This is a genomic window from Citrobacter sp. Cu231, from assembly GCF_030332265.1.
GTDB lineage: Bacteria > Pseudomonadota > Gammaproteobacteria > Enterobacterales > Enterobacteriaceae > Citrobacter > Citrobacter meridianamericanus.
In genome coordinates this window covers 321,403-342,011 of the sequence record NZ_JAOWIE010000044.1, presented here as the reverse complement: position 1 = coordinate 342,011, position 20,609 = coordinate 321,403, and the positions used below count along the sequence as shown (strand labels likewise).

Annotated in this window: 22 protein-coding genes; 10 read left to right on the top strand and 12 right to left on the bottom strand. The window is 52.3% G+C overall.

Translation table 11 applies throughout. The annotated features are described in order from the left end of the window. Nucleotides 1-188 precede the first annotated feature (188 nt). Nucleotides 189-1,718, top strand: coding sequence for a Re/Si-specific NAD(P)(+) transhydrogenase subunit alpha (pntA, locus tag OGY15_RS19285; protein WP_151219134.1), 1,530 nt, complete (start codon nt 189-191; stop codon nt 1,716-1,718). Nucleotides 1,719-1,728: 10 nt separating this feature from the next. Then, on the top strand, nt 1,729-3,117 hold the full coding sequence (gene pntB, locus OGY15_RS19280) for a Re/Si-specific NAD(P)(+) transhydrogenase subunit beta (protein WP_151219135.1): 1,389 nt from the start codon (nt 1,729-1,731) through the stop codon (nt 3,115-3,117). Between the two features lie 45 nt (nt 3,118-3,162). On the opposite strand, the gene OGY15_RS19275 is transcribed toward pntB, so the two are convergent. Next, nucleotides 3,163-4,197: an AI-2E family transporter gene (locus OGY15_RS19275; RefSeq protein ID WP_151219136.1), complete on the bottom strand. Its 1,035-nt coding sequence runs from the start codon at nt 4,195-4,197 to the stop codon at nt 3,163-3,165. A gap of 136 nt (nt 4,198-4,333) precedes the next feature. On the opposite strand from OGY15_RS19275, the gene OGY15_RS24875 reads away from it, so the two are divergent. The 3 genes from OGY15_RS24875 (at nt 4,334) to mdtI (ending at nt 5,294) form a co-directional block, all read left to right on the top strand. Further along, entirely contained in the window at nt 4,334-4,504 is a 171-nt protein-coding gene (locus OGY15_RS24875; protein WP_444505640.1) for a protein YdgV, read from the top strand. Between the two features lie 108 nt (nt 4,505-4,612). Further along, complete coding sequence (mdtJ, locus tag OGY15_RS19270) at nt 4,613-4,978, top strand: multidrug/spermidine efflux SMR transporter subunit MdtJ (RefSeq protein WP_161799268.1); 366 nt, start codon at nt 4,613-4,615, stop codon at nt 4,976-4,978. Continuing rightward, nucleotides 4,965-5,294 (top strand): multidrug/spermidine efflux SMR transporter subunit MdtI, encoded by a 330-nt coding sequence (mdtI, locus tag OGY15_RS19265; protein WP_151219138.1) that lies wholly within the window; start codon nt 4,965-4,967, stop codon nt 5,292-5,294. Before mdtJ ends, mdtI begins: the two co-directional genes overlap by 14 nt. A 34-nt stretch (nt 5,295-5,328) precedes the next feature. On the opposite strand, the gene OGY15_RS19260 is transcribed toward mdtI, so the two are convergent. The 6 genes from OGY15_RS19260 to msrP all read right to left on the bottom strand — a co-directional run bounded on the left by OGY15_RS19260 (nt 5,329) and on the right by msrP (nt 10,119). Next, nucleotides 5,329-6,150 carry a trypsin-like serine peptidase gene (locus OGY15_RS19260; protein WP_151219139.1) on the bottom strand — a complete coding sequence of 274 codons (822 nt, stop codon included), beginning with the start codon at nt 6,148-6,150 and terminating at the stop codon, nt 5,329-5,331. A gap of 100 nt (nt 6,151-6,250) precedes the next feature. Next, nucleotides 6,251-6,334: a small membrane protein YdgU gene (ydgU, locus tag OGY15_RS24870; protein ID WP_458778573.1), complete on the bottom strand. Its 84-nt coding sequence runs from the start codon at nt 6,332-6,334 to the stop codon at nt 6,251-6,253. Between the two features lie 86 nt (nt 6,335-6,420). Further along, nucleotides 6,421-6,816, bottom strand: a complete 396-nt coding sequence (gene asr, locus OGY15_RS19255; protein ID WP_187252483.1) for an acid resistance repetitive basic protein Asr — start codon at nt 6,814-6,816, stop codon at nt 6,421-6,423. 137 nt (nt 6,817-6,953) lie between these two features. After that, on the bottom strand, nt 6,954-8,441 hold the full coding sequence (locus OGY15_RS19250; protein WP_286540696.1) for a carboxypeptidase M32: 1,488 nt from the start codon (nt 8,439-8,441) through the stop codon (nt 6,954-6,956). Between the two features lie 47 nt (nt 8,442-8,488). Next, nucleotides 8,489-9,115, bottom strand: coding sequence for a protein-methionine-sulfoxide reductase heme-binding subunit MsrQ (gene msrQ, locus OGY15_RS19245; RefSeq protein ID WP_286540694.1), 627 nt, complete (start codon nt 9,113-9,115; stop codon nt 8,489-8,491). Continuing rightward, nucleotides 9,115-10,119, bottom strand: coding sequence for a protein-methionine-sulfoxide reductase catalytic subunit MsrP (gene msrP, locus OGY15_RS19240; RefSeq protein WP_286540691.1), 1,005 nt, complete (start codon nt 10,117-10,119; stop codon nt 9,115-9,117). The genes msrQ and msrP overlap by 1 nt, the downstream gene beginning before the upstream one ends. Nucleotides 10,120-10,308: 189 nt before the next feature. Between msrP and OGY15_RS19235 the strand changes: the two genes are divergently transcribed. Beyond that, nucleotides 10,309-11,031, top strand: coding sequence for a winged helix-turn-helix domain-containing protein (locus tag OGY15_RS19235; protein WP_151219495.1), 723 nt, complete (start codon nt 10,309-10,311; stop codon nt 11,029-11,031). Further along, entirely contained in the window at nt 11,028-12,518 is a 1,491-nt protein-coding gene (locus tag OGY15_RS19230) for a sensor histidine kinase (protein WP_286540690.1), read from the top strand. The genes OGY15_RS19235 and OGY15_RS19230 overlap by 4 nt, the downstream gene beginning before the upstream one ends. A 161-nt stretch (nt 12,519-12,679) precedes the next feature. Here OGY15_RS19230 and ynfM read toward each other — a convergent pair whose 3' ends face one another. Beyond that, nucleotides 12,680-13,933: a multidrug efflux MFS transporter YnfM/SxtP(Kp) gene (ynfM, locus tag OGY15_RS19225; protein ID WP_151219142.1), complete on the bottom strand. Its 1,254-nt coding sequence runs from the start codon at nt 13,931-13,933 to the stop codon at nt 12,680-12,682. A 107-nt stretch (nt 13,934-14,040) separates the two neighbouring features. On the opposite strand from ynfM, the gene ynfL reads away from it, so the two are divergent. The 3 genes from ynfL to bioD all read left to right on the top strand — a co-directional run bounded on the left by ynfL (nt 14,041) and on the right by bioD (nt 17,109). Continuing rightward, nucleotides 14,041-14,949: a multidrug efflux transcriptional activator YnfL/SxtR(Kp) gene (ynfL, locus tag OGY15_RS19220; RefSeq protein WP_151225432.1), complete on the top strand. Its 909-nt coding sequence runs from the start codon at nt 14,041-14,043 to the stop codon at nt 14,947-14,949. A 118-nt stretch (nt 14,950-15,067) separates the two neighbouring features. Continuing rightward, nucleotides 15,068-16,288: a sugar metabolism global transcriptional regulator Mlc gene (gene mlc / locus OGY15_RS19215; RefSeq protein ID WP_286540683.1), complete on the top strand. Its 1,221-nt coding sequence runs from the start codon at nt 15,068-15,070 to the stop codon at nt 16,286-16,288. A 125-nt stretch (nt 16,289-16,413) separates the two neighbouring features. Beyond that, nucleotides 16,414-17,109 (top strand): dethiobiotin synthase, encoded by a 696-nt coding sequence (gene bioD, locus OGY15_RS19210; protein ID WP_151219145.1) that lies wholly within the window; start codon nt 16,414-16,416, stop codon nt 17,107-17,109. On the opposite strand, the gene clcB is transcribed toward bioD, so the two are convergent. The 4 genes from clcB to OGY15_RS19190 all read right to left on the bottom strand — a co-directional run bounded on the left by clcB (nt 17,065) and on the right by OGY15_RS19190 (nt 20,604). After that, nucleotides 17,065-18,354, bottom strand: a complete 1,290-nt coding sequence (clcB, locus tag OGY15_RS19205) for a voltage-gated ClC-type chloride channel ClcB (protein WP_286540681.1) — start codon at nt 18,352-18,354, stop codon at nt 17,065-17,067. The two genes, bioD and clcB, sit on opposite strands and share 45 nt — an antisense overlap. Nucleotides 18,355-18,473: 119 nt before the next feature. Further along, nucleotides 18,474-19,088 carry a Tat proofreading chaperone DmsD gene (dmsD, locus tag OGY15_RS19200; RefSeq protein ID WP_151219147.1) on the bottom strand — a complete coding sequence of 205 codons (615 nt, stop codon included), beginning with the start codon at nt 19,086-19,088 and terminating at the stop codon, nt 18,474-18,476. Between the two features lie 42 nt (nt 19,089-19,130). Beyond that, on the bottom strand, nt 19,131-19,985 hold the full coding sequence (locus OGY15_RS19195) for a dimethyl sulfoxide reductase anchor subunit family protein (RefSeq protein WP_252838363.1): 855 nt from the start codon (nt 19,983-19,985) through the stop codon (nt 19,131-19,133). A gap of 1 nt (nt 19,986) precedes the next feature. Further along, nucleotides 19,987-20,604: a DMSO/selenate family reductase complex B subunit gene (locus tag OGY15_RS19190; protein WP_286540678.1), complete on the bottom strand. Its 618-nt coding sequence runs from the start codon at nt 20,602-20,604 to the stop codon at nt 19,987-19,989. Nucleotides 20,605-20,609 lie beyond the last annotated feature (5 nt).

Below are 20,609 nucleotides of genomic sequence, written 5' to 3'. Positions count from 1 at the left end.
TATTTTGCAAATTTCATAATAAATACTGTTTTTTGGCGCTAGATCACAGGCGTCATTTTCAGTAGGTTATACAGAGTTTGTTACTGTTTTATTCTATTGAGGTAACACTGACCTCTTTCGAGAGTGCGCGCATGCCTCGTGCGAACATTGATAAACCATCATCATAAATACAGATGGAAGGGAACATTATGCGAATTGGCATACCAAGAGAACGGTTAACCAATGAAACCCGTGTTGCTGCCACGCCGAAGACGGTTGAACAGCTGCTTAAATTGGGTTTCAGCGTCGCGGTTGAAAGCGGCGCAGGTCAACTTGCAAGTTTTGACGATAAGGCGTTTGTACAAGCAGGCGCAGAAATTGTTGACGGAAATGCGGTCTGGCAGTCAGAGATTATCTTGAAAGTCAATGCGCCGGAGGCGGCGGAAATTCCGTTACTCAACCCGGGCACGACGCTGGTGAGTTTTCTTTGGCCCGCGCAAAACCCTGAGCTGCTGCAAAAGCTTGCAGAGCGCAACGTGACGGTTATGGCGATGGACTCCGTGCCGCGTATTTCGCGTGCGCAGTCGCTGGATGCCTTAAGCTCGATGGCAAATATCGCCGGGTATCGCGCCATTGTTGAAGCTGCACATGAATTTGGTCGCTTCTTCACCGGGCAAATCACCGCCGCAGGTAAGGTTCCACCTGCCAAGGTTATGGTGATTGGTGCGGGTGTGGCTGGTCTGGCGGCGATCGGTGCTGCAAACAGTCTGGGCGCTATTGTGCGTGCATTTGACACCCGCCCGGAAGTGAAAGAACAAGTTCAGAGTATGGGCGCCGAGTTCCTCGAACTGGACTTTAAAGAAGAGGCGGGCAGCGGCGACGGTTACGCTAAGGTAATGTCCGAAGCGTTCATCAAAGCCGAAATGGAACTCTTCGCCGCGCAGGCGAAAGACGTCGATATTATTGTCACCACCGCGCTGATCCCGGGCAAACCTGCCCCGAAACTGATCACCCGCGAGATGGTCGATTCGATGAAAGCGGGTAGCGTGATTGTCGATCTCGCCGCACAAAACGGCGGTAACTGCGAATACACCGTGCCTAACCAGGTGACCACCACCGAGAACGGAGTGAAGGTTATCGGCTATACCGACCTGCCGGGACGTTTGCCAACGCAATCTTCCCAGCTGTATGGCACTAACCTCGTCAACCTGCTCAAACTTTTGTGCAAAGAGAAGGACGGCAATATCACCGTCGATTTTGACGACGTGGTAGTGCGCGGTGTCACGGTCGTTCGTGAGGGGGAAATCACCTGGCCTGCGCCGCCAATTCAGGTTTCTGCTCAGCCGCAGGCTGCGGCAAAAGCCGCGCCCGCGCCAAAAGAAGAGAAAAAACCTGCCTCACCGTGGCGCAAATATGCGCTGATGGCGTTGGTGATCATTCTGTTTGGCTGGCTCGCCGACGTTGCTCCGAAAGAGTTCCTGGGTCACTTTACGGTGTTCGCGCTTTCCTGCGTGGTGGGTTACTACGTGGTCTGGAATGTGTCGCACGCGCTGCACACTCCGCTGATGTCCGTGACCAACGCCATCTCCGGCATCATCGTTGTCGGGGCGTTATTGCAAATTGGCCAGGGTGGCTGGGTGAGTTTCCTGAGCTTTATCGCGGTGCTTATTGCCAGCATTAATATTTTCGGTGGCTTCACCGTGACTCAGCGCATGCTGAAAATGTTCCGGAAAAACTAAGGGGTAACATATGTCTGGAGGATTAGTTACAGCTGCATACATTGTTGCCGCGATCCTGTTTATTTTCAGTCTGGCGGGGCTTTCGAAACACGAAACCTCACAGCAGGGTAACAACTACGGTATCGCCGGGATGGCGATTGCGCTGATTGCCACGATTTTTGGCCCGGATACCGGCAACGTTGCGTGGATTCTGGTGGCGATGATCATCGGCGGCGCGATTGGTATTCGTCTGGCGAAGAAAGTCGAGATGACCGAGATGCCGGAGCTGGTGGCGATTCTACACAGTTTCGTCGGTCTGGCTGCGGTACTGGTGGGTTTCAACAGCTATCTGTATCACGACACGGGCCTGGAACCGATTCTGGTGAACATTCACCTGACGGAAGTCTTCCTGGGTATCTTCATCGGTGCGGTGACCTTTACCGGTTCCGTGGTGGCGTTTGGCAAGCTACGCGGCAAGATCTCTTCTAAACCGCTAATGCTGCCGAATCGTCACAAAATGAACCTGGCAGCGCTGGTAGTTTCTTTCCTGTTGCTGGTGGTGTTTGTTCGTACAGAAAGCGTGGGCCTGCAGGTTCTGGCGCTGTTGGTGATGACCATTATTGCCCTGGCCTTTGGCTGGCATCTGGTGGCCTCCATCGGCGGTGCGGATATGCCGGTAGTCGTTTCAATGCTCAACTCTTATTCAGGATGGGCGGCGGCGGCGGCGGGCTTTATGCTGAGCAACGATCTGCTGATCGTCACTGGTGCGCTGGTCGGTTCTTCAGGTGCGATCCTGTCTTACATCATGTGCAAGGCGATGAATCGGTCATTCTTCAGCGTTATTGCGGGCGGCTTTGGTTCCGATGGTTCTTCTACTGGTTCTGATGAAGAAGTGGGCGAGCACCGTGAGATTAATGCAGAAGATACGGCAGAAATGCTGAAGAACTCGCACTCTGTGATTATCACCCCGGGCTACGGTATGGCAGTCGCTCAGGCGCAGTATCCGGTAGCGGAAATCACCGAGAAGCTGCGCGCGCGCGGCATTAAAGTGCGTTTCGGTATTCACCCGGTAGCAGGGCGTTTGCCAGGTCATATGAACGTACTGCTGGCGGAAGCCAAAGTACCTTATGACATTGTGCTGGAAATGGATGAGATCAACGATGATTTCGCCGATACCGATACCGTGCTGGTGATTGGTGCCAACGATACGGTGAACCCGGCGGCGCAGGATGACCCGAACAGCCCTATCGCCGGTATGCCGGTGCTGGAAGTGTGGAAAGCGCAGAACGTCATTGTGTTCAAACGGTCGATGAACACGGGCTATGCTGGTGTGCAGAATCCGCTGTTCTTCAAAGAAAACACCCAAATGCTGTTTGGCGATGCCAAAGCCAGCGTGGATGCGATCCTGAAAGCGCTGTAATCGTCAGCGAAAACTGAAACGGCCTCTGCGGAGGCCGTTTTTATTTTACTCTTTATTGAGATCGCTCAGTAACACGGCAATGCTTTGACCGCCATTGGTTTGCTCAAGCGCGATTTTCACAATGATGGTTAGCGGAACAGAAAGCAGCATCCCGACAGGGCCGAGCAGCCAACCCCAGAAGATTAACGACAAAAATACCACCAGTGTAGACAGTCCAAGTCCACGCCCCATGATCCGCGGCTCAAGGATATTCCCAAACACCAGGTTAATGACCAGGTAGCCAGCCAAAACAACGAGAGCGTCATAAAGGCCGCTAAATACCAGAACCTGAGCAATAGGGGGAATGGCTGCCAGCACCGAACCGATATTAGGAATATAGTTGAGGGCAAACGCCAGCAATCCCCAGACAAAGGCGAAGCGTACGTCCAGCGCGGCGAGCATGCTCCAGGCCACCAGCCCGGTGACAATGCTGATCGCCGTTTTTAGCACCAGATAGTGGGATACGCTGTCGATGGCGCGTTGAATCGCTGCCATTCCCTCAATAGGGCGGCTCATCATTTGTTTTAGCTTATTGGGCAATTGCGGTACTTCCAGCAGCATAAAAACCACCGTCAGCAGCAGTAAAAATATCGATGACATGGCATTCGAAAGCTGTGCCAGCAAATTGGTCACCAGCGTCATTGCCGCGTTTGGATCGATATATTTAACAAGTTCATCCACGGAAACGCCGATTCCTGCGCGTTGTAGCCACGGCTCAAGATTTTTTAGCGGGACTACCAGTGAAGATCGATACTGTGGCAGCGTACGCGCAAGTTCATTTAAGGATGTACCTAAATACGCTAATAGCAGCACCATTAGCATCACAATAATTACGATGAGCAATGACACCGCGACTACACGCGGGATGCGAAGTTTGACCAACCACTGCACCACGGGGTTAAGCACAACGGCAATAAATAACGCCAAAATAAAGGGAACGATGATATCTGCGGCAAAGCGGATGCCGCTCAGGATGATCACCAACATGCCCAGCATAATGACTATTTTAAGACCGTTAAGCGTGATGATCGGTTTTGTCATGTGTATTCCTTCGTTTTTATTTTGAACCTGAATAATAATGTGACTTGCGTCGAGTCGTTATAATAAAAATCAAACGCACTGAGTAAAGAAGTGAAAAGGTTTTGAGTTCGTATTGAAGCTATGATACAAATCACCTGTGTTTAACTACCGAGGACAATTATCATCCGCGATGATGAGAAGCAACACTGCGGATAATTGTAATATTATGGACAATATGTTCAGGATGTTTTTGCGTTTACCTACACTTCTTCGTACTTCTCCCTCTTTCCTGCTTGCGGGTGAGCAACACTGGCGCAACGCGCTATAGTCCCTTCTTCTGCCTGAGCTGGCGCTGCGCGCTGAGCTAACTCACTTTATTTTTTTGGTTTACTGCATGCAGTAGGCTCAAAGGACTATATTCTCACGCAGGAGAAGCATCATGTTTTACTGGATATTATTAGGTCTGGCCATCGCGGCTGAAATTACCGGTACGCTTTCAATGAAATGGGCAAGCGTCGGTCATGGTAATTCGGGCTTTATTTTAATGCTGGTAATGATCGCCTTATCGTATATTTTTCTCAGTTTTGCCGTTAAAAAAATTGCCCTTGGTGTGGCCTATGCCCTGTGGGAAGGGATCGGTATTTTATTTATTACGCTATTTAGCGTGCTGTTATTTGACGAAACCTTGTCCACACTGAAGGTGGCAGGACTGGCTTCGCTGGTGGTCGGCATTGTGCTGATCAAATCCGGCACCCGAAAGCCTGTTAAACCGGGCAAAGAGGTGACTCATGCAACAGTTTGAATGGGTTCACGGTGCCTGGCTGGGTATGGCCATCGTGTTAGAAATCGTCGCTAACGTCTTTTTGAAATTTTCCGATGGTTTTCGCCGCAAGATTTATGGCGTGCTGTCGTTGGCTGCTGTATTAGCGGCCTTTAGCGCGCTGTCGCAAGCGGTAAAAGGTATCGATCTTTCTGTGGCTTATGCCTTGTGGGGCGGATTCGGTATTGCCGCAACGTTAGCGGCTGGTTGGGTGCTGTTTGGTCAGCGCCTGAATAATAAGGGCTGGATCGGTGTGGTACTGCTGCTGGCCGGAATGATAATGATAAAACTTGCCTGATATCCGTGCTGCCCGGTAATGCGGGCAGCACATGTTAATCCTTCGCCAACTCTTCCAGCTTATCGCGAAAACCGGTCACGGATATGGCGCGATTATCTGCCCGCCAGCGATCTTTGGCAGCCGGAGCGGAGCTTTGCACACCAATCAACTGCCAGCCAGACTCGGTCTGCAGCATCAATGGCGAACCGCTGTCACCCGGGAGCGTGTCGCACTGGTGTGACAAGACGGTATTCTGTGCCCAGCCGGTCACGACACAATCCTGATGCGTGTACAGGTCGTCCAGATGATCTTCTGGATAGCCCGACTGGGTGACTTTACGATCTGCAGTTTTTAGCGCTGCGGTTAACGCGTCTTTGTCGCCGTTAAACAGTGGCAGCGGTGTGATGCCGGAAGGCGGATTACGCAGTACCACCAGACCAAAATCCCACGGGGCTGCGGCAGGCGGCACTATCCAGCCATCACCATCGGCTTTTAAACGTTTGGCAAGTGAGGGCGCAACCCGTCCTTCAATGTCGTGGATTTCATAGCGCCATAGACCCTTTTTAGACACGAAGCGCAATGCGACGGCCTTGTCCGGTTTGCCTTTCGGGGGCGTGAGTAAGCAGTGTCCGGCTGTCAGGGCCAGATGTGGCGAAATAAGCGTGGCGGTACACAGGTTACCGCTGGCGGTTTCCAGTTGCCCGATAGCGTCCCACGGCGATTGTGTCGGGTCAGTCACCTTTATGCGATCGTCATGACCAAAAAACAGCGTTTTTATATTTTCTGCTTCAGCGCTGTCCGTTGCAGGCTTGTCCGCATGTGCAACGACAGGAAGTAAACAAAGTGAACCCAGTAATACAGCAATGGTTTTAGGCATATCACGCTCTGGTGGGGAATTATGATTTTTAACAGCAAACCCTCAGTTAATACTATAGACGGGACGACGAGAAAGTGGGAGTAAAATCAGATAACTACATTCAGGAAAGATAAAAACGCATGGCGATGATGGCGCAAATTATCAGGGTAATAAGAATGAACTCAAAGCGGTAATGTGACACCATTTTACCCTCCGAATGGCGGCGCTAAATCCGGTTGATTTAGCGCCGTTTGCTATGGCGCGGGGGACGCCACAGTGACTACAAAGACGTTATGCTGCAGGCTGAGCAGCCGGTTTAGCGGTGTCGTGTTTTACCGCTTTTTTGGTGTGTTTTTTAGCGGCCTGAGCTTTTTGCTCCGGCGCTTTCTGTTCTGCTACTGGTTTGGTTGCCGCTTTTTTGGTGTGTTTTTTAGCGGCCTGCGCTTTTTGCTCCGGCGCTTTCTGTTCTACTGCCGGCTTGGTTGTCGTTTTTTTAGTGTGTTTTTTGGCTGCCTGCGCTTTTTGCGGCGCTGCTTTGTGCTGTTTTTTGTGGTGAGTGGTTTTCGCCGGGGCTGCTTTGGTAGTTGCAGCAGCAGCCGGAGTGGTGGTAGCAGTTGTTTCAGCAGCAAATGCAGCAGAAGACAGACCCATAGCAGCGGCAACAACCAGAGCTAATACTTTTTTCATTCTCATACCCTCGATTTGGTTTTTCATTCAACCCCACTGCGGGGCCGTTGAAATAACTATATCGCTGTAATCACAGGGCTTCCGTGAGTCATTGGTTTCGGCGTGTAACGATATGTACAATGACTCACGGTATGAGATTACAAATAGCGGGCTTCCAGGTGAGCGCGGAAATAACGGCTGCTAAGCGGCTCCCCGGTGGCCTGGGTAATAAGCTGTTCAGTTGTAAAACGGCTGCCGTGCTGCCAGATATTCTGACGTAACCAGTCAAATAATGCGCCAAACTCGCCTTGCGCAATAGACTGATTTAAATTCGGCAACGCACGGTTAGCGGCACTGAATAACTGCGCTGCGTACATGGCACCTAAGGTATAAGAAGGGAAGTAGCCAAAGCCGCCGTCGGTCCAGTGAATATCCTGCATACAACCGTTACGATAGTTGCCGATCGTTGACAGTCCCAGCCAGGCCTGCATTTTCTCATTCCACAATGCCGGGATATCATCCACTTCAATATCGCCATTAATGAGCTCACGTTCGATTTCATAACGCAGGATCACGTGAGCGGGGTAGCTTACCTCATCGGCATCAACACGGATAAATCCGGGTTTAACCTGCTGATTCCAGGCAATGAAATTGCTTTCTTCAAACGCAGCCTGATCGCCAAAATACCGCCTCACCGCCGGAATTAACCGCGTCAGGAAGGCTTCACTACGGCCCAGTTGCATCTCGAAAAACAAACTCTGGGATTCATGAATGGCGGTTGAGCGTGCCAAAGCGATAGGTTGACCTGACCAGTTGCGCGGCAGATTTTGCTCGTAGCGGGCGTGACCGGTTTCATGGATCACACCAAACAGCGCGCTGAGCAATTCGTTTTCATCATAGCGGGTGGTGATACGAACATCTTCCGGTACACCGCCACAGAAGGGATGTGCGCTGATATCCAGTCGGCCAGCCGTAAAATCGAATCCCAACTGAGCCATTGTTTCCAGACCCAGCTCACGCTGGAGAGCGGTTGGGAAGGGACCAACCGGGGCAATGAGCGACTGCTGAGACTGCTTCGCCACAACGTTGTTGAGCAGGTCAGGAAGCCAGCTCTTAACGTCAGTAAACAGGACATCCAACTGGGCGCTGGTCATTCCTGGTTCAAAAATGTCCAGTAGCGCGTCATAAGGCGTACAGCCTTTAGCCTCTGCGCGCAGTCGGGCTTCTTCTCGGCTGTACTTCACGACTTCTTTCAGGTTGTCGGAAAATCCTTCCCAGTCATTCGCGGGGCGCTGGCTGCGCCAGGCGTGTTCACAACGACTTCCCGCGAGTGATTTCGCTTCTACCAGCGATTCAGGCAACAACGATGCCTGGTGATGCAGACGCGACATTTCGCGCAGGTTGGCCTGCTCAACATCGTTGAGGTCTTCCTGTTGGGCCGCGGCGATCCACATTGCCACCTTCGGATCGGTTAACAGCTGGTGCTCGAGCACGCTCAACTCGGCCAGCGCTTCACCGCGTGCTTTACTGCCGCCGGATGGCATCATGGTAAACATGTCCCAACTGGCGATTGCCGAGAGGTGGGAGAAGCGAGAGAGCCGCTGGAACGTGCGGGTGAGCTGATGGTAATTATCATTGTTACTCATTTTTTGTTCTCGTTCTGTTTAGGTGTGGTTAAGAAGTTTACCGTGATTCACTCACTTTTCATAAACACACCTTTATACCTGGTTTTTCGTAAAAGTTTTTTATAGCGAAAAGCCAACAGAACCACAAAACAGATGCCGTAGATAATAGGGAGCGGTGATAACACTTTTACCGACCATATGTAATGCAGCGGTAGCAAAATGGCGGCCAGGTAGACGTAGTTGTGCAATGTTTGCCAGCGTTTGCCCATTTTACGCTGCGCGGCTTGCGTGGACGTTAGCGTCAGCAACAGTAAGATTATCCAACCTATTATGCCCAGCGTCAGCCATGGGCGTGAAACCAGTTCACGTCCCAATAGTCCCAGATTTTGTATACCCAACTCCAGCAGAGCATAGCTGGCCATATGCAGTGTGGCCCATGCAAAACACCATAAACCTAACAACCGCCGGGTACGAAACAACAAAGGCTGCTTTGCATAACGTGCAAGCGGGGATACCAGCAAAGTAGCAAGCAAAAACTTTAGCGCGGTAATGCCCGTAAAGTGCTGGATATCTTTTCCCGGGTCGGCACCCAACCCGCCATGCTGAGCGGCCCAAAAGAGCCATAGCAGGGGTAAAAAACCGGCGAGATGCAGTAGCACTTTCAGGCCGGTTATCTGTTTTGCGGTCAATCTCACTAAAAATACTCCCGAAGATCCATACCCCGATATAACGATGCCACCTCATCGGCATAACCATTAAAAGGTAACGTGGGCTGTCGCTGCACATCAAGAATGCCACCCGAACCGATAAACCGTTCAGTAGCCTGAGACCAACGAGGGTGATCGACCTGCGGATTTACGTTGGCGAAAAAACCGTATTCGTTTGGCGCCGACATATTCCAGGTTGTCGGTGGCTGCTCTCGCGTTAGCTTAATACTGACTATCGATTTAATACCCTTGAAGCCGTACTTCCAGGGGACCGTCAGGCGTATTGGCGCCCCGTTTTGTGGCGGCAACGCTTTGCCATACACGCCCACGGTCAGAAGTGTGAGCGGGTGCATGGCCTCATCCAAACGCAGACCTTCGACATAGGGATATTTCAGTCCTCCACCAATGAAGCGATCTTTCTGGCCGGGCATTTCATCAGGGGCGTAGCGAGTTTCAAAAGCGACGTATTTGGCATGGCTGGTTGGCTCAACCAACGCCAATAATTTATGCAAGGGAAAGCCAACCCATGGCACGACCATTGACCAGGCCTCGACGCAACGCATCCGGTAAATGCGTTCTTCTAACGGAAAACGCGTGGTCAGTGCATCATGATCCAGCGTCAAAGGCTTGTTTACTTCACCGCTGATAGTTAACGTCCAGGGATCGGTTTTCAAGCTACCGGCATTCGCGGCAGGATCGGCTTTATCCAGACCAAATTCGTAGAAGTTGTTGTAGCCCGTCACCTTGTCTTCCGGCGTCAGGGGCAGATTGCTTTGCCAGCGCTCGGGTTTTGCGAATTCGAGCGTTTTGCCCGCCGGAACAGGTGGACGATCGTTACCTTTAAACCAATTCAACAAATTGGCCTGTGTCGGGGAAGACAACGATGCCGCAGCCGCGCCTATCCCAAGAGCTTTAAGGATCTGTCGTCGTTGCATAAAAAAAACTGACTCGGCTGTTACATCAGCTTCCCGAAGTAGGCGTTTTTTCTGCATAACTTTTCCTTTTTGTTGTCATATTGAGGAAAACAAAGCGACGTTTCGCTTTGAATGCCTGACGTGTCTATATCGACATACTGGGCGCAGGGGTATCCCCTGATCCTCACGAAAAGTTAAAAATTTTGTGATAACTTCCGCCCCTTGCCTGAGGTAAGCTTTCAGTATGACGAGAGGGGGATGACACTGATGACTGGCGCAAAAAAGATATTTCTGGTGGAAGATGACAGTGATATTGCCTCACTTTTGCAACTGAGTCTGAAGGATGAGGGGTACGAAATTATACATGAAGCAAATGGTGCGCGTGCGCTTGAGCAACTCGAGAAGCACGTCTGGGATGCCGTTATCCTCGATTTGATGCTGCCAGGAGTGGACGGCTTGGAGATTTGTCGTCGCATTCGTCAAATGAGTTTCTATCTACCCGTCATCATTATCAGCGCCCGTACCAGTGAAACGCACCGTGTTCTGGGGCTGGAAATGGGCGCCGATGATTATTTAGCTAAACCTTTCTCCGTGCTGGAGTTAATGGCTCGGGTGAAGGCGTTATTTCGCCGTCAGGAGGCAATGAGTCAGAACCTGCGTATGGAGGCCGGGATTATCACCGTTCATGGCGTAGAGATTGATCCATTAGCCCGGGAGGTCCGCCTGCAAGGTAAAACCCTCGATTTGACGCCGCGGGAGTTCGATTTGCTCTATTTTTTCGCCCGTCATCCAGGAGAGGTTTTTTCGCGTCAGGCACTGTTAGATCAGGTGTGGGGCTACCAGCATGAAGGGTATGAACATACGGTGAACAGCCATATCAATCGTCTGCGGACCAAAATTGAAAAAGATGCGGCTGAGCCGGAAATTATTCTCACCGTTTGGGGAAGAGGCTATAAGCTTGCTGCGGTTAACGCGGAGCATCAGTCATGATTTATCGCCTGTCGCTGAGCCAGCGACTGACCCTGGTCTTTACCGCCATTATGCTGATTTGCGCGGTTGCCGTCAGCGCTGTTCAGATCCGCAGCAGTAAACAGTATGGTGATGCGATGGTGCAAAGGCTCTCGTTGGCGTTGGCGAGTAAGATTGTTGAAAGTGAGCCACTTATTGACTCCAGCGGGCAAGTTAATCGCCAGACCTTAAAAGGACTTTTCAATCACCTGATGACGCTCAACCCAAGCGTGGAGCTGTATCTGGTTTCACCGTCCGGTGAATTACTCGCTGATGCTGCCCCGCCTGGGCATCTGCAGCAACAGAAAATTAGCGTACAACCAATTAAAGCGTTCCTTAATTCGAACGAGTTGCCTGTATATGGCAACGATCCGCGCAGTAGTCAGCAAAAGGTTTTTAGCGCCGCGCCAGTGTTATTCAACGGTGAGCTGCACGGCTATTTGTACATCATTCTCCAGGGCGAAGACCTGAATATGCTGGCAAATAACGCCTGGCAAAAAACGCTTTGGAACACCGTGGCCGGGACGTTAATTCTGGTTTTATTCGCTGGTGCAATCGCGGGGTTCCTGGTGTGGCGATGGGTGACGAATCCGGTGAAAAGGCTGACCGGTCAGGTGGTCAAACTGGAACAGGACAGCATTAGCGTTATTAAACAGCTGGCACAAAAAAATCCTGATCCGGCTCCGGCGAATGAGATTGCCTTACTGAACAACGCGTTTATCGAGTTAGCGCAGAAAATCGCACAGCAGTGGGATTTATTGGCTGACAGCGATCGTCAGCGCAGAGAATTTATTGCCAATATCTCACACGATTTACGCACGCCGCTTACATCGCTGCTGGGGTACCTGGAAATGCTGTCGCTGAAAGCGGATACGATGACGCCGGATGAAAACCGGCATTATCTGAGTATCGCGTTACGCCAGGGGCATAAGGTTCGTCATCTGTCGAAACAGTTGTTTGAGCTGGCGCGACTGGAGCATGGTGGTATAAAACCGCAGCGCGAGCGTTTTGCAATTGGCGAGCTTATCCAGGATGTGGCGCAGAAATTTGATCTCCCCGTTGCCATGCGTCATTTGCAGTTGCACCTTGAAGTAATGGGGCCGTTGCCATTGGTGAATGCCGATTTATCAATGATGGAAAGAGTGGTGACGAATTTGCTGGATAATGCTATCCGTCATACGCCTGACGGGGGCGATGTATGGTTGAAAGTCTGGTGTGATGCAGACCGCCTATTAGCGGAAGTGCAGGACAGCGGACCTGGGGTGGAGGACGCTGTACGAGAAGTCTTATTTCAGCGACCGACCGCGTTAATTCCCCGTGAGCAGCGGGCTGAACGTGGTGGTCTGGGCTTACTGATTGTGCGAAGAATGCTCGAGCTGCATGGGGGGGATATAAGCCTGGTTAATTCATCGGCAGGGGCCTGCTTCCGTTTTACGTTGCCGCTGGCGGATTCTCCACTGAGTAGCTGACGATGATATTCCTGAGTAAAGAGAGGCTATAACACTTCCTGGCATTGATGCCGATTATGCTGCATATAGTGATGAATTGAACGGTTATTGCCCTGCAAATGGCGGCTCAGATGTTACTGTCAGGTTCATGAAGATGATGCCCGGAGGCCGGGCATCGAGGATTACACGTGCAGACGATGGTGTAAACGTGTGCCGACCAGCAACGCCAGCACCAGCATCAGGGCGATAAATCCGCCTACGCCGTTCCAGCCATAGCTGTGCCAGAATACACCGCCCAGCGTGCCAGCAATGCTGGATCCCAGATAATAACTGAACAGATATAAGGAAGAGGCCTGGCCTTTAGCGCGTTTTGCCCGTGGCCCAATCCAACTGCTTGCCACGGAGTGCGCGGCAAAGAATCCAGCTGAAAAGAGCAGCATCCCGGCGAAAATTAGCCATAGCGATGTAAAAAGGGTCATCAACAGCCCAACCAGCATCACGCCGGTTGAAAACAACATTACCGGGCCGCGTCCGTAGCGGGTGGTCATCGAACCTGCTTTCGGCGAACTCCAGGTCCCGGTCAAATACGCCACTGACAGCAGGCCGACAACAGCCTGGCTGAGTTCCCACGGGGAGAGCATCAGACGGTAGCCGATGTAGTTAAACAACGTCACAAAAGATCCCATTAACAAGAAACCTTCGGCGAACAGCAGCGGCAACCCTCTGTCGCGCCAGTGCAAACGAAAGTTAATAAATAACGTCTTCGGGCGCAGCGACGTCGGTCTGAAATGACGAGATTCCGGCAAGATTTTCCAGAACATCAGCGCGGAGGCAAGGGCAAAACACCCGATCGCCGCCAACGCGATACGCCAGTTAAAGAAGTCGGTAAACACGCCGCTGATCAAACGACCACTCATACCACCAATCGAGTTACCGCTGATATATAAACCCATTGAAAAGGCGACGAAGCTGGGATGAATTTCCTCACTCAGGTAGGTCATACCCACTGCCGCCACGCCGCTCAGCGAAAGGCCTATCAGTGCGCGCATGATTAAAATACCGTGCCAGCTGGTCATCATCGTGGAAAGCAACGTACAGCAGGACGCGAGCAGGAGTGCCGTTACCATTACCGGCTTGCGACCTATCGCATCAGAAAGTGGGCCGGTAAACAATAAACCAATGGCGAGCATCGCCGTTGAGATGGAAAGCGAAATACTGCTGCTGGCGGGAGAGACCCCAAACTCGTGTGAGAGCACGGGCAGAATGGGTTGCACACAATAGAGGAGAGCAAAAGTTGCCAGTCCGGCAGAAAACAGCGCCAGCGTGACGCGCATAAATGGGGATGTGCCACGTTTGATAAAACCATCCGGCGTGGTAACTCTCTGCGCATCAACATCGCTTGCCGGCGCGGTATCGACAGTTGTTGTACGGCTCACTTGAAATCCTTGCTCAATCAATTACCTCTACAGGTCTAGCCTTAAGAGTATGAAACTCACAATATTCTGTCTAATATATTAATAATCTCAAATAATATTTTAAAAATATGAATATCGAATTGCGTCATTTACGTTACTTTGTGGCGGTTGCCGAAGAGCTGCATTTTGGTCGAGCTGCGGCTCGACTGAATATTTCGCAACCGCCACTTAGCCAGCAAATCCAGATCCTGGAACAGCAGGTCGGTGCCCGACTTCTGGCGCGCACTAACCGTAGCGTGGCGCTGACGTCTGCCGGCAAGCAGTTTCTGGCGGACAGCCGACAGATCCTTAGTCTGGTTAATGAAGCTGCTGCCAGGGCTGAGCGTTTGCATCTGGGAGAAGCAGGGGAGTTGCGTATCGGCTTTACATCATCGGCGCCGTTTATCAAAGCAGTTTCTGATACGTTATCCCTGTTCCGCCAGAGCTACCCTGCAGTCCATATGCAAACCCGGGAAATGAATACGCGCGAGCAAATTGCCCCGCTTAACGAAGGAACGTTGGATTTAGGACTACTACGCAACACGCATCTTCCGGAAACGCTGGAGCGTGAAATTATTCTGCATGAGCCCTTGATGGCGATGATCCCGCGCGCGCATCCGCTGGCGCAAAAGCCGGTAGTTACGCTGGCAGAGCTGGCCAACGAACCCTTTGTCTTTTTTGATCCACACGTGGGGACGGGGTTGTATGACGATATTCTTGGTCTGATGCGTCGCTATGGACTGAAGCCTACTATCGCTCAGGAGGTTGGTGAGGCGATGACTATCATTGGGCTGGTGGCTGCAGGATTAGGTGTTTCCATTCTTCCCGCGTCCTTTAAACGGGTGCAATTGTATGAAATGTGTTGGCTCCCGATAGCGGAAGAAGATGCCGTCTCAGAAATGTGGTTAGTGTGGCCTAAGCATCATGAACAAAGTCACGCCGCACAGCGCTTTCGCGAGCAACTGCTGGCGGTTGTTCATACGATTAATTTAGTTTAAAAATGGGCGAAAATGTGCAGTAAATCACACGGCTAAGTAAAAATTTGACGGGAGCCATTGAAGTGCTTCACCATAGTCTACAGATTATTTCGGAGCGCGAAAATAAAGGGAGTAAGTGGTGGTTGCTGATAGTCAGCCTGGGCATATCGATCAAATTAAGCAGACCAATGCGGGCGCGGTTTATCGCCTGATTGATCAGCTGGGTCCGGTATCGCGTATTGATCTCTCTCGCCTGGCACAATTGGCGCCTGCCAGCATTACTAAAATTGTCCGCGAAATGCTCGAGGCGCACCTGGTACAAGAGCTGGAAATCAAGGAGGCGGGAAGCCGTGGGCGTCCGGCCGTTGGGCTGGTTGTTGAAACGGAAGCCTGGCACTACTTATCTATTCGTATCAGTCGCGGAGAGATTTTTTTGGCGTTGCGCGATCTGAGCAGCAAGCTGGTGGTTGAAGATTGTCTTGAGATGGCGCTGGTCAGTAAAACCCCGTTGCTGGAACGTGTTATTACCCAGGTCGATCAGTTTTTCATCCGCCACCAGCAAAAGCTGGAGCGCTTAACCTCCATCGCCATCACCTTACCCGGTATTATTGATACTGAAAACGGTATCGTCCATCGCATGCCGTTTTACGAAGATGTCAAAGAGATGCCGCTTGGGCAGGCTCTTGAAAATCATACTGGTGTACCGGTGTATATTCAGCACGATATCAGCGCCTGGACCATGGCCGAGGCACTTTTTGATGCATCGCGTGGCGCGCGCGATGTCATTCAGGTGGTGATCGATCATAACGTGGGTGCAGGGGTGATCACCGACGGTCATTTACTGCATGCTGGCAGCAGTAGTCTGGTTGAAATTGGGCATACGCAGGTGGATCCCTATGGTAAACGCTGCTATTGCGGCAACCATGGTTGCCTGGAAACGATTGCCAGCGTCGACAGCGTGCTGGAACTCGCACAGGTGCGATTGAAACAGTCAATGAGTTCTTCTCTACACGGGCAACCGTTAACGGTAGACGCACTGTGTCTGGCGGCCATACAGGGAGATTTGTTGGCGAAGGATATCATTAGCGGCGTCGGAACCCATGTAGGCAGAATTCTTGCCATCATGGTGAATTTGTTCAACCCGCAAAAGATATTGATTGGTTCTCCGTTCAGCAAAGCGGCGGATATTTTGTTTCCCACTATTGCTGACAGCATCCGTCAGCAGGCGCTTCCGGCCTACAGTCAGCATATTGTCGTCGAAAGTACGCAGTTCACCAATCAAGGAACGATGGCCGGTGCGGCGCTCGTTAAGGACGCGATGTATAACGGTTCTTTGTTGATTCGTCTATTACAGGGTTAACATTTTTTAACTGTTGTACGAAAAATTGCGCTATCTCAAGCCGATTCTTATCGCCATACCTTAGACTTTCTCCACTGTTTTATTTTCCTGATTTATATTTTCAAAGCATAACGGTGGAGTTAGTGATGCTGAAGCGTTTCTTTATTACAGGTACAGACACTTCTGTTGGGAAGACCGTGGTTTCCCGCGCATTACTACAAGCGTTAGCGTCAGGAGGTAAAAGTGTTGTGGGTTACAAGCCCGTAGCCAAAGGAAGCAAAGAAACGCCTGAAGGCCTGCGCAACAAAGACGCGCTGGTGCTACAAAGCGTGTCGACAATCGAGCTGCCCTACGAGGCGGTCAACCCGATTGCACTCAGTGAAGACGAAAGTAGCGTAGCGCATAGTGGGCCGGTCAATTACACCCTGCTCTCTAACGGCCTCGCAAGCCTCAGTGAAAAAGTCGATCACGTTGTCGTGGAAGGCACAGGAGGCTGGCGGAGCCTGATGAACGATCTGCGTCCGTTATCTGAGTGGGTGGTACAGGAACAATTGCCGGTGTTGCTGGTGGTAGGTATCCAGGAAGGCTGTATTAATCATGCCATCCTTACTGCGCAGGCGATTGCCAGCGACGGACTGCCGTTAATCGGCTGGGTCGCGAACCGTATCAATCCAGGGCTGGCGCATTATGCGGAAATCATTGATGTGCTGAGCAAAAAATTACCCGCGCCGCTTATCGGCGAACTGCCTTATCTGCCTCGCGCAGAGCAGCGCGAGCTGTCTCAGTTCATCCGCCTGTCAATGCTCGGCAGCGTGTTGTCGGTAGATCGAGTCGTGGCGTAACGTTCGCGATAGCACCGACGCCACCACACAGGCAATCAGCAACCCGGGGAGCAGACGGTACTCCCCGGTCATTTCACAAACCATCAGTGTCGACATTATTGGCGCATGTGTAGTTGCTGCCAGCAGCGTGGCCATACCCGTTAATCCCAGCAAAATAGCAATCTCATCCGGCCCCGGTAACCACAATCCCCACATCCGTCCCAGTAGCATGCCCACCGACAGACCGACAAACAGCGTTGGCGTAAACACACCGCCTGGCGCGCCGGAACCACTGCTGGCTAATACTGCCAGTATTTTGCAGATAAAGATCCCGCTCACCACGGCAAGTAACGGAGGGGCGGTCAAATATGACTGCACTACGCTGTAGCCATTGCCCCAGACCGCAGGCGTGAGCAGCGACAGCAGGCCAACGATCAGTCCGCCGAGTGCCAGTTGCCACGGAGGGGAGAGTTTTAAGCGCAAAAAACCATTATGGCTGGCGGTCATCAACCACATAAACAGCGGCCCGCAAACGCCGGCTGCCAGACCGGTACTGACGATCATGACATATTCCAGCATATGTAGCTCGCGCGTGAATCGTACGGCATACAGGAGCGCATTGCTATCGCTCAGTACATTGGTGGTGAGCAAGGCCACGACGGCAGACACCACCACTGGTCCCAGCGATGCGAGGATCAGCGTGCCAAACAATACTTCAGCAATAAATAAACTGCCCGCCAGTGGAGCATGGTACGCTCCAGCCATACCGGCAGCGGCTCCACAGGCAATCCATAACTTCCATTCCGTACGCGGGGTGAAGCGTTTAGCAAAGCAGGAGGCCGCCAGCGCCGCCAGTAAAATCATGGCGCCTTCGCGCCCGATGGCGCTCCCGCTGGCGACAACCAGTAATGAGGCGAGTGATTTAACCAGGCTTGCACTGACGTCAAATTGACCGTCGGTTTGCAGGGCTTCCATATAATCGGTAGGGGCCTGTGGGCGTAAACGGTTAAACTTTTGCCATCCCCAAAGCAGTAAACCTGCCGCCAGACCACCTAATGCAGGCGTCAGCGCACGTCTTAGAGGCGAAAGACTTGTTGCCGCATTGACCAGACTCCCGGTGTCGTTGCTCAGGAACAACCATTCAAGCAAGAACATGGCATGACGAAATCCTGCAACGGCTAACGCGGCAAGAATACCAATCAGCGCTGCAATCATCAGACGGCGGAACATGGCGCGCAGATCAGGATAAGCATGTAAATGGTGCATGAGTGTCCAGAAAGGAAGTTGCAGACGCTTCATTTTGCGGTTATTTGGCAACAGAAGCAAAAGCTTAGCGTGCGCAACAGGATGTCCCACAGGCAGGATGCATTCTGCCTGTGAGGAAATTAGCGAAACAGAGGTTTTTTGGCTATCGGGATCAGTAACTGCGATTGCCATTTAGCCAGTGTCAGACGGGCCAGCTCACCGAGCGCCTGATAGAACGGGTGGTCGGCTTTGTCGATAAATACGTCAAGGAAGCGGGATGACCACGGGAACAAATGCCACGCCAGCAACTGCTCGCATTCGGTATGGCGTTCGTTCTCAGCAAGCCAGGCCGTAAGCAACAGCAACGAACCAAAGTGATCTTCCGGCTCATTTTGCTGCATGGCGAACTGGATGCCGTTTTCCCGCATCCATTGGCGTAATGCCAGAGTGGAATCGCCAAACAACACGTTTTCACGATCCAGCCAGACGGATCCCCAGGGCGGAGAAGGTAGTGCATACGGACCGACAAACAGACGCTGCCAGGCCTGCGGCAGAGGCTCATCGGCCTCGACTTGCAGTTTTTCTGCCAGCGGAGAAAGCGTTGCCTGATCAAGCGGCCACTGGACCTGCCAGCCTTCGGTTCTTAACGCATTGACTAATGCAGAGGTTTCTGCGCTTTCAGGTGCATAATAAAATAGCGCACCCAGCACACGCGCTGCGGTAGAGAAGTTGTCACGTTGTGAAAAATGGGTCATGCATACAATCCTGAACAGTGCGGGTTGCCCCGCACCCGAGAGTTAACCTGCGACAGCCATTCCGACTGTCATATGTAATCCGTAAAACAAACCGCGGCCAATGATTTCACCGGCGAGGACTGAAACCAGGCCCAACGCCAGTCCGCCAACGGACGGTTCTTTGCGACGGACAAGCGGACATATCCAGCACCCCAGACCCGCAGCCAGCAGGAGGATACGCCAGACCTGTAAACTTGCGTAGTCGGGCACCAGCGCGCTGGCGTTTTGTACCGAACTGTGGATCTCACCGAGCGCCAGTCCCTGCAGAACGATAACCGCCACGGTCACCAGCAGGGCCAGAACGCTTACGCCGGCGAATCTGGCAGGGCTACAGGAAACACCTGCAGCCCGCAGCAGCAGGGTGGCAAACAGCGGCCCGCTGAGCAGCATCGTCATAAAAAATGCCAGCGTCGTATAGCCATTATACCAGGTCGGGACGGTGTCTATCAGATAGACGCGGGTCATCGCCAGCACAAATACCAGACCCAGCACCATGCCTGCCAGCAGCCAGATTTTACCTAAAGCTGCAGGCATTTTACCGAGAAACGCCACCAGCCACCACAGGCCACCGACGGCGAAAAACAGCGACCCGCTGGCGATTTCGTTACTCAGCGCCGATGCGCCGACTCTGTTCAGCGAGTTAAAGGCGCGCAGCGGCGAACCCAGATGCATCACCGAGGCGAGAAAGGCGATGCCCATCACCAGCCACAGAAAAAACATGTTGCGCACGATACGCTGTTTTACCGCATCGTCTTTAGCGGTCAGCCAGCCGTAACCACTCACCAGCAGCGCCCCGGCCACGCACTGGCCGAGCACCGTAAACAGAACCAGCGGCCATTCATGCCATCCATTACCCATGTCACACCTCCTTCGGGTTGGCCAGATAACCCGTGGTGTCCCCGGTCGGGCGGCTATTGGCGTTGGGTTTGATTACAATACTCGGTTTGGTGAAGTGCGGGCCCGGCAGCGGAGCAACCGCCGCCAGCTCACCGTGTTTTTTGCGCAGCTCATCAATGGGACCAAAGTCCAGCGCGCGCAGCGGACAGGATTCGACACAGACGGGCTTTTTGCCGTCGGCGACGCGATCGTGGCAGCCGTCGCACTTGGTCATATGCCCTTTGGCGGCATTGTACTGTGGTGCGCCGTACGGGCAGGCCATGTGGCAGTAACGACAGCCAATACACACGTCTTCATCCACCACCACAAAACCATCTTCACGTTTATGCATAGCCTCGCTGGGGCAAACCTTGGTGCAGGCCGGATCTTCGCAGTGGTTACAGGCAATGGAGAGGTAGTAGGCGAAAACGTTCTGTCGCCAGACGCCGTTGTCTTCCTGCCAGTCTCCCCCGGCGTATTCATAAATCCGGCGGAAACTGACGTCGGGCGTGAGATCCTTGTAGTCTTTGCAGGCCAGTTCGCAGGTTTTGCAGCCGGTGCAACGACTGGAATCAATAAAAAATCCATACTGAGTTGTCATGGGTT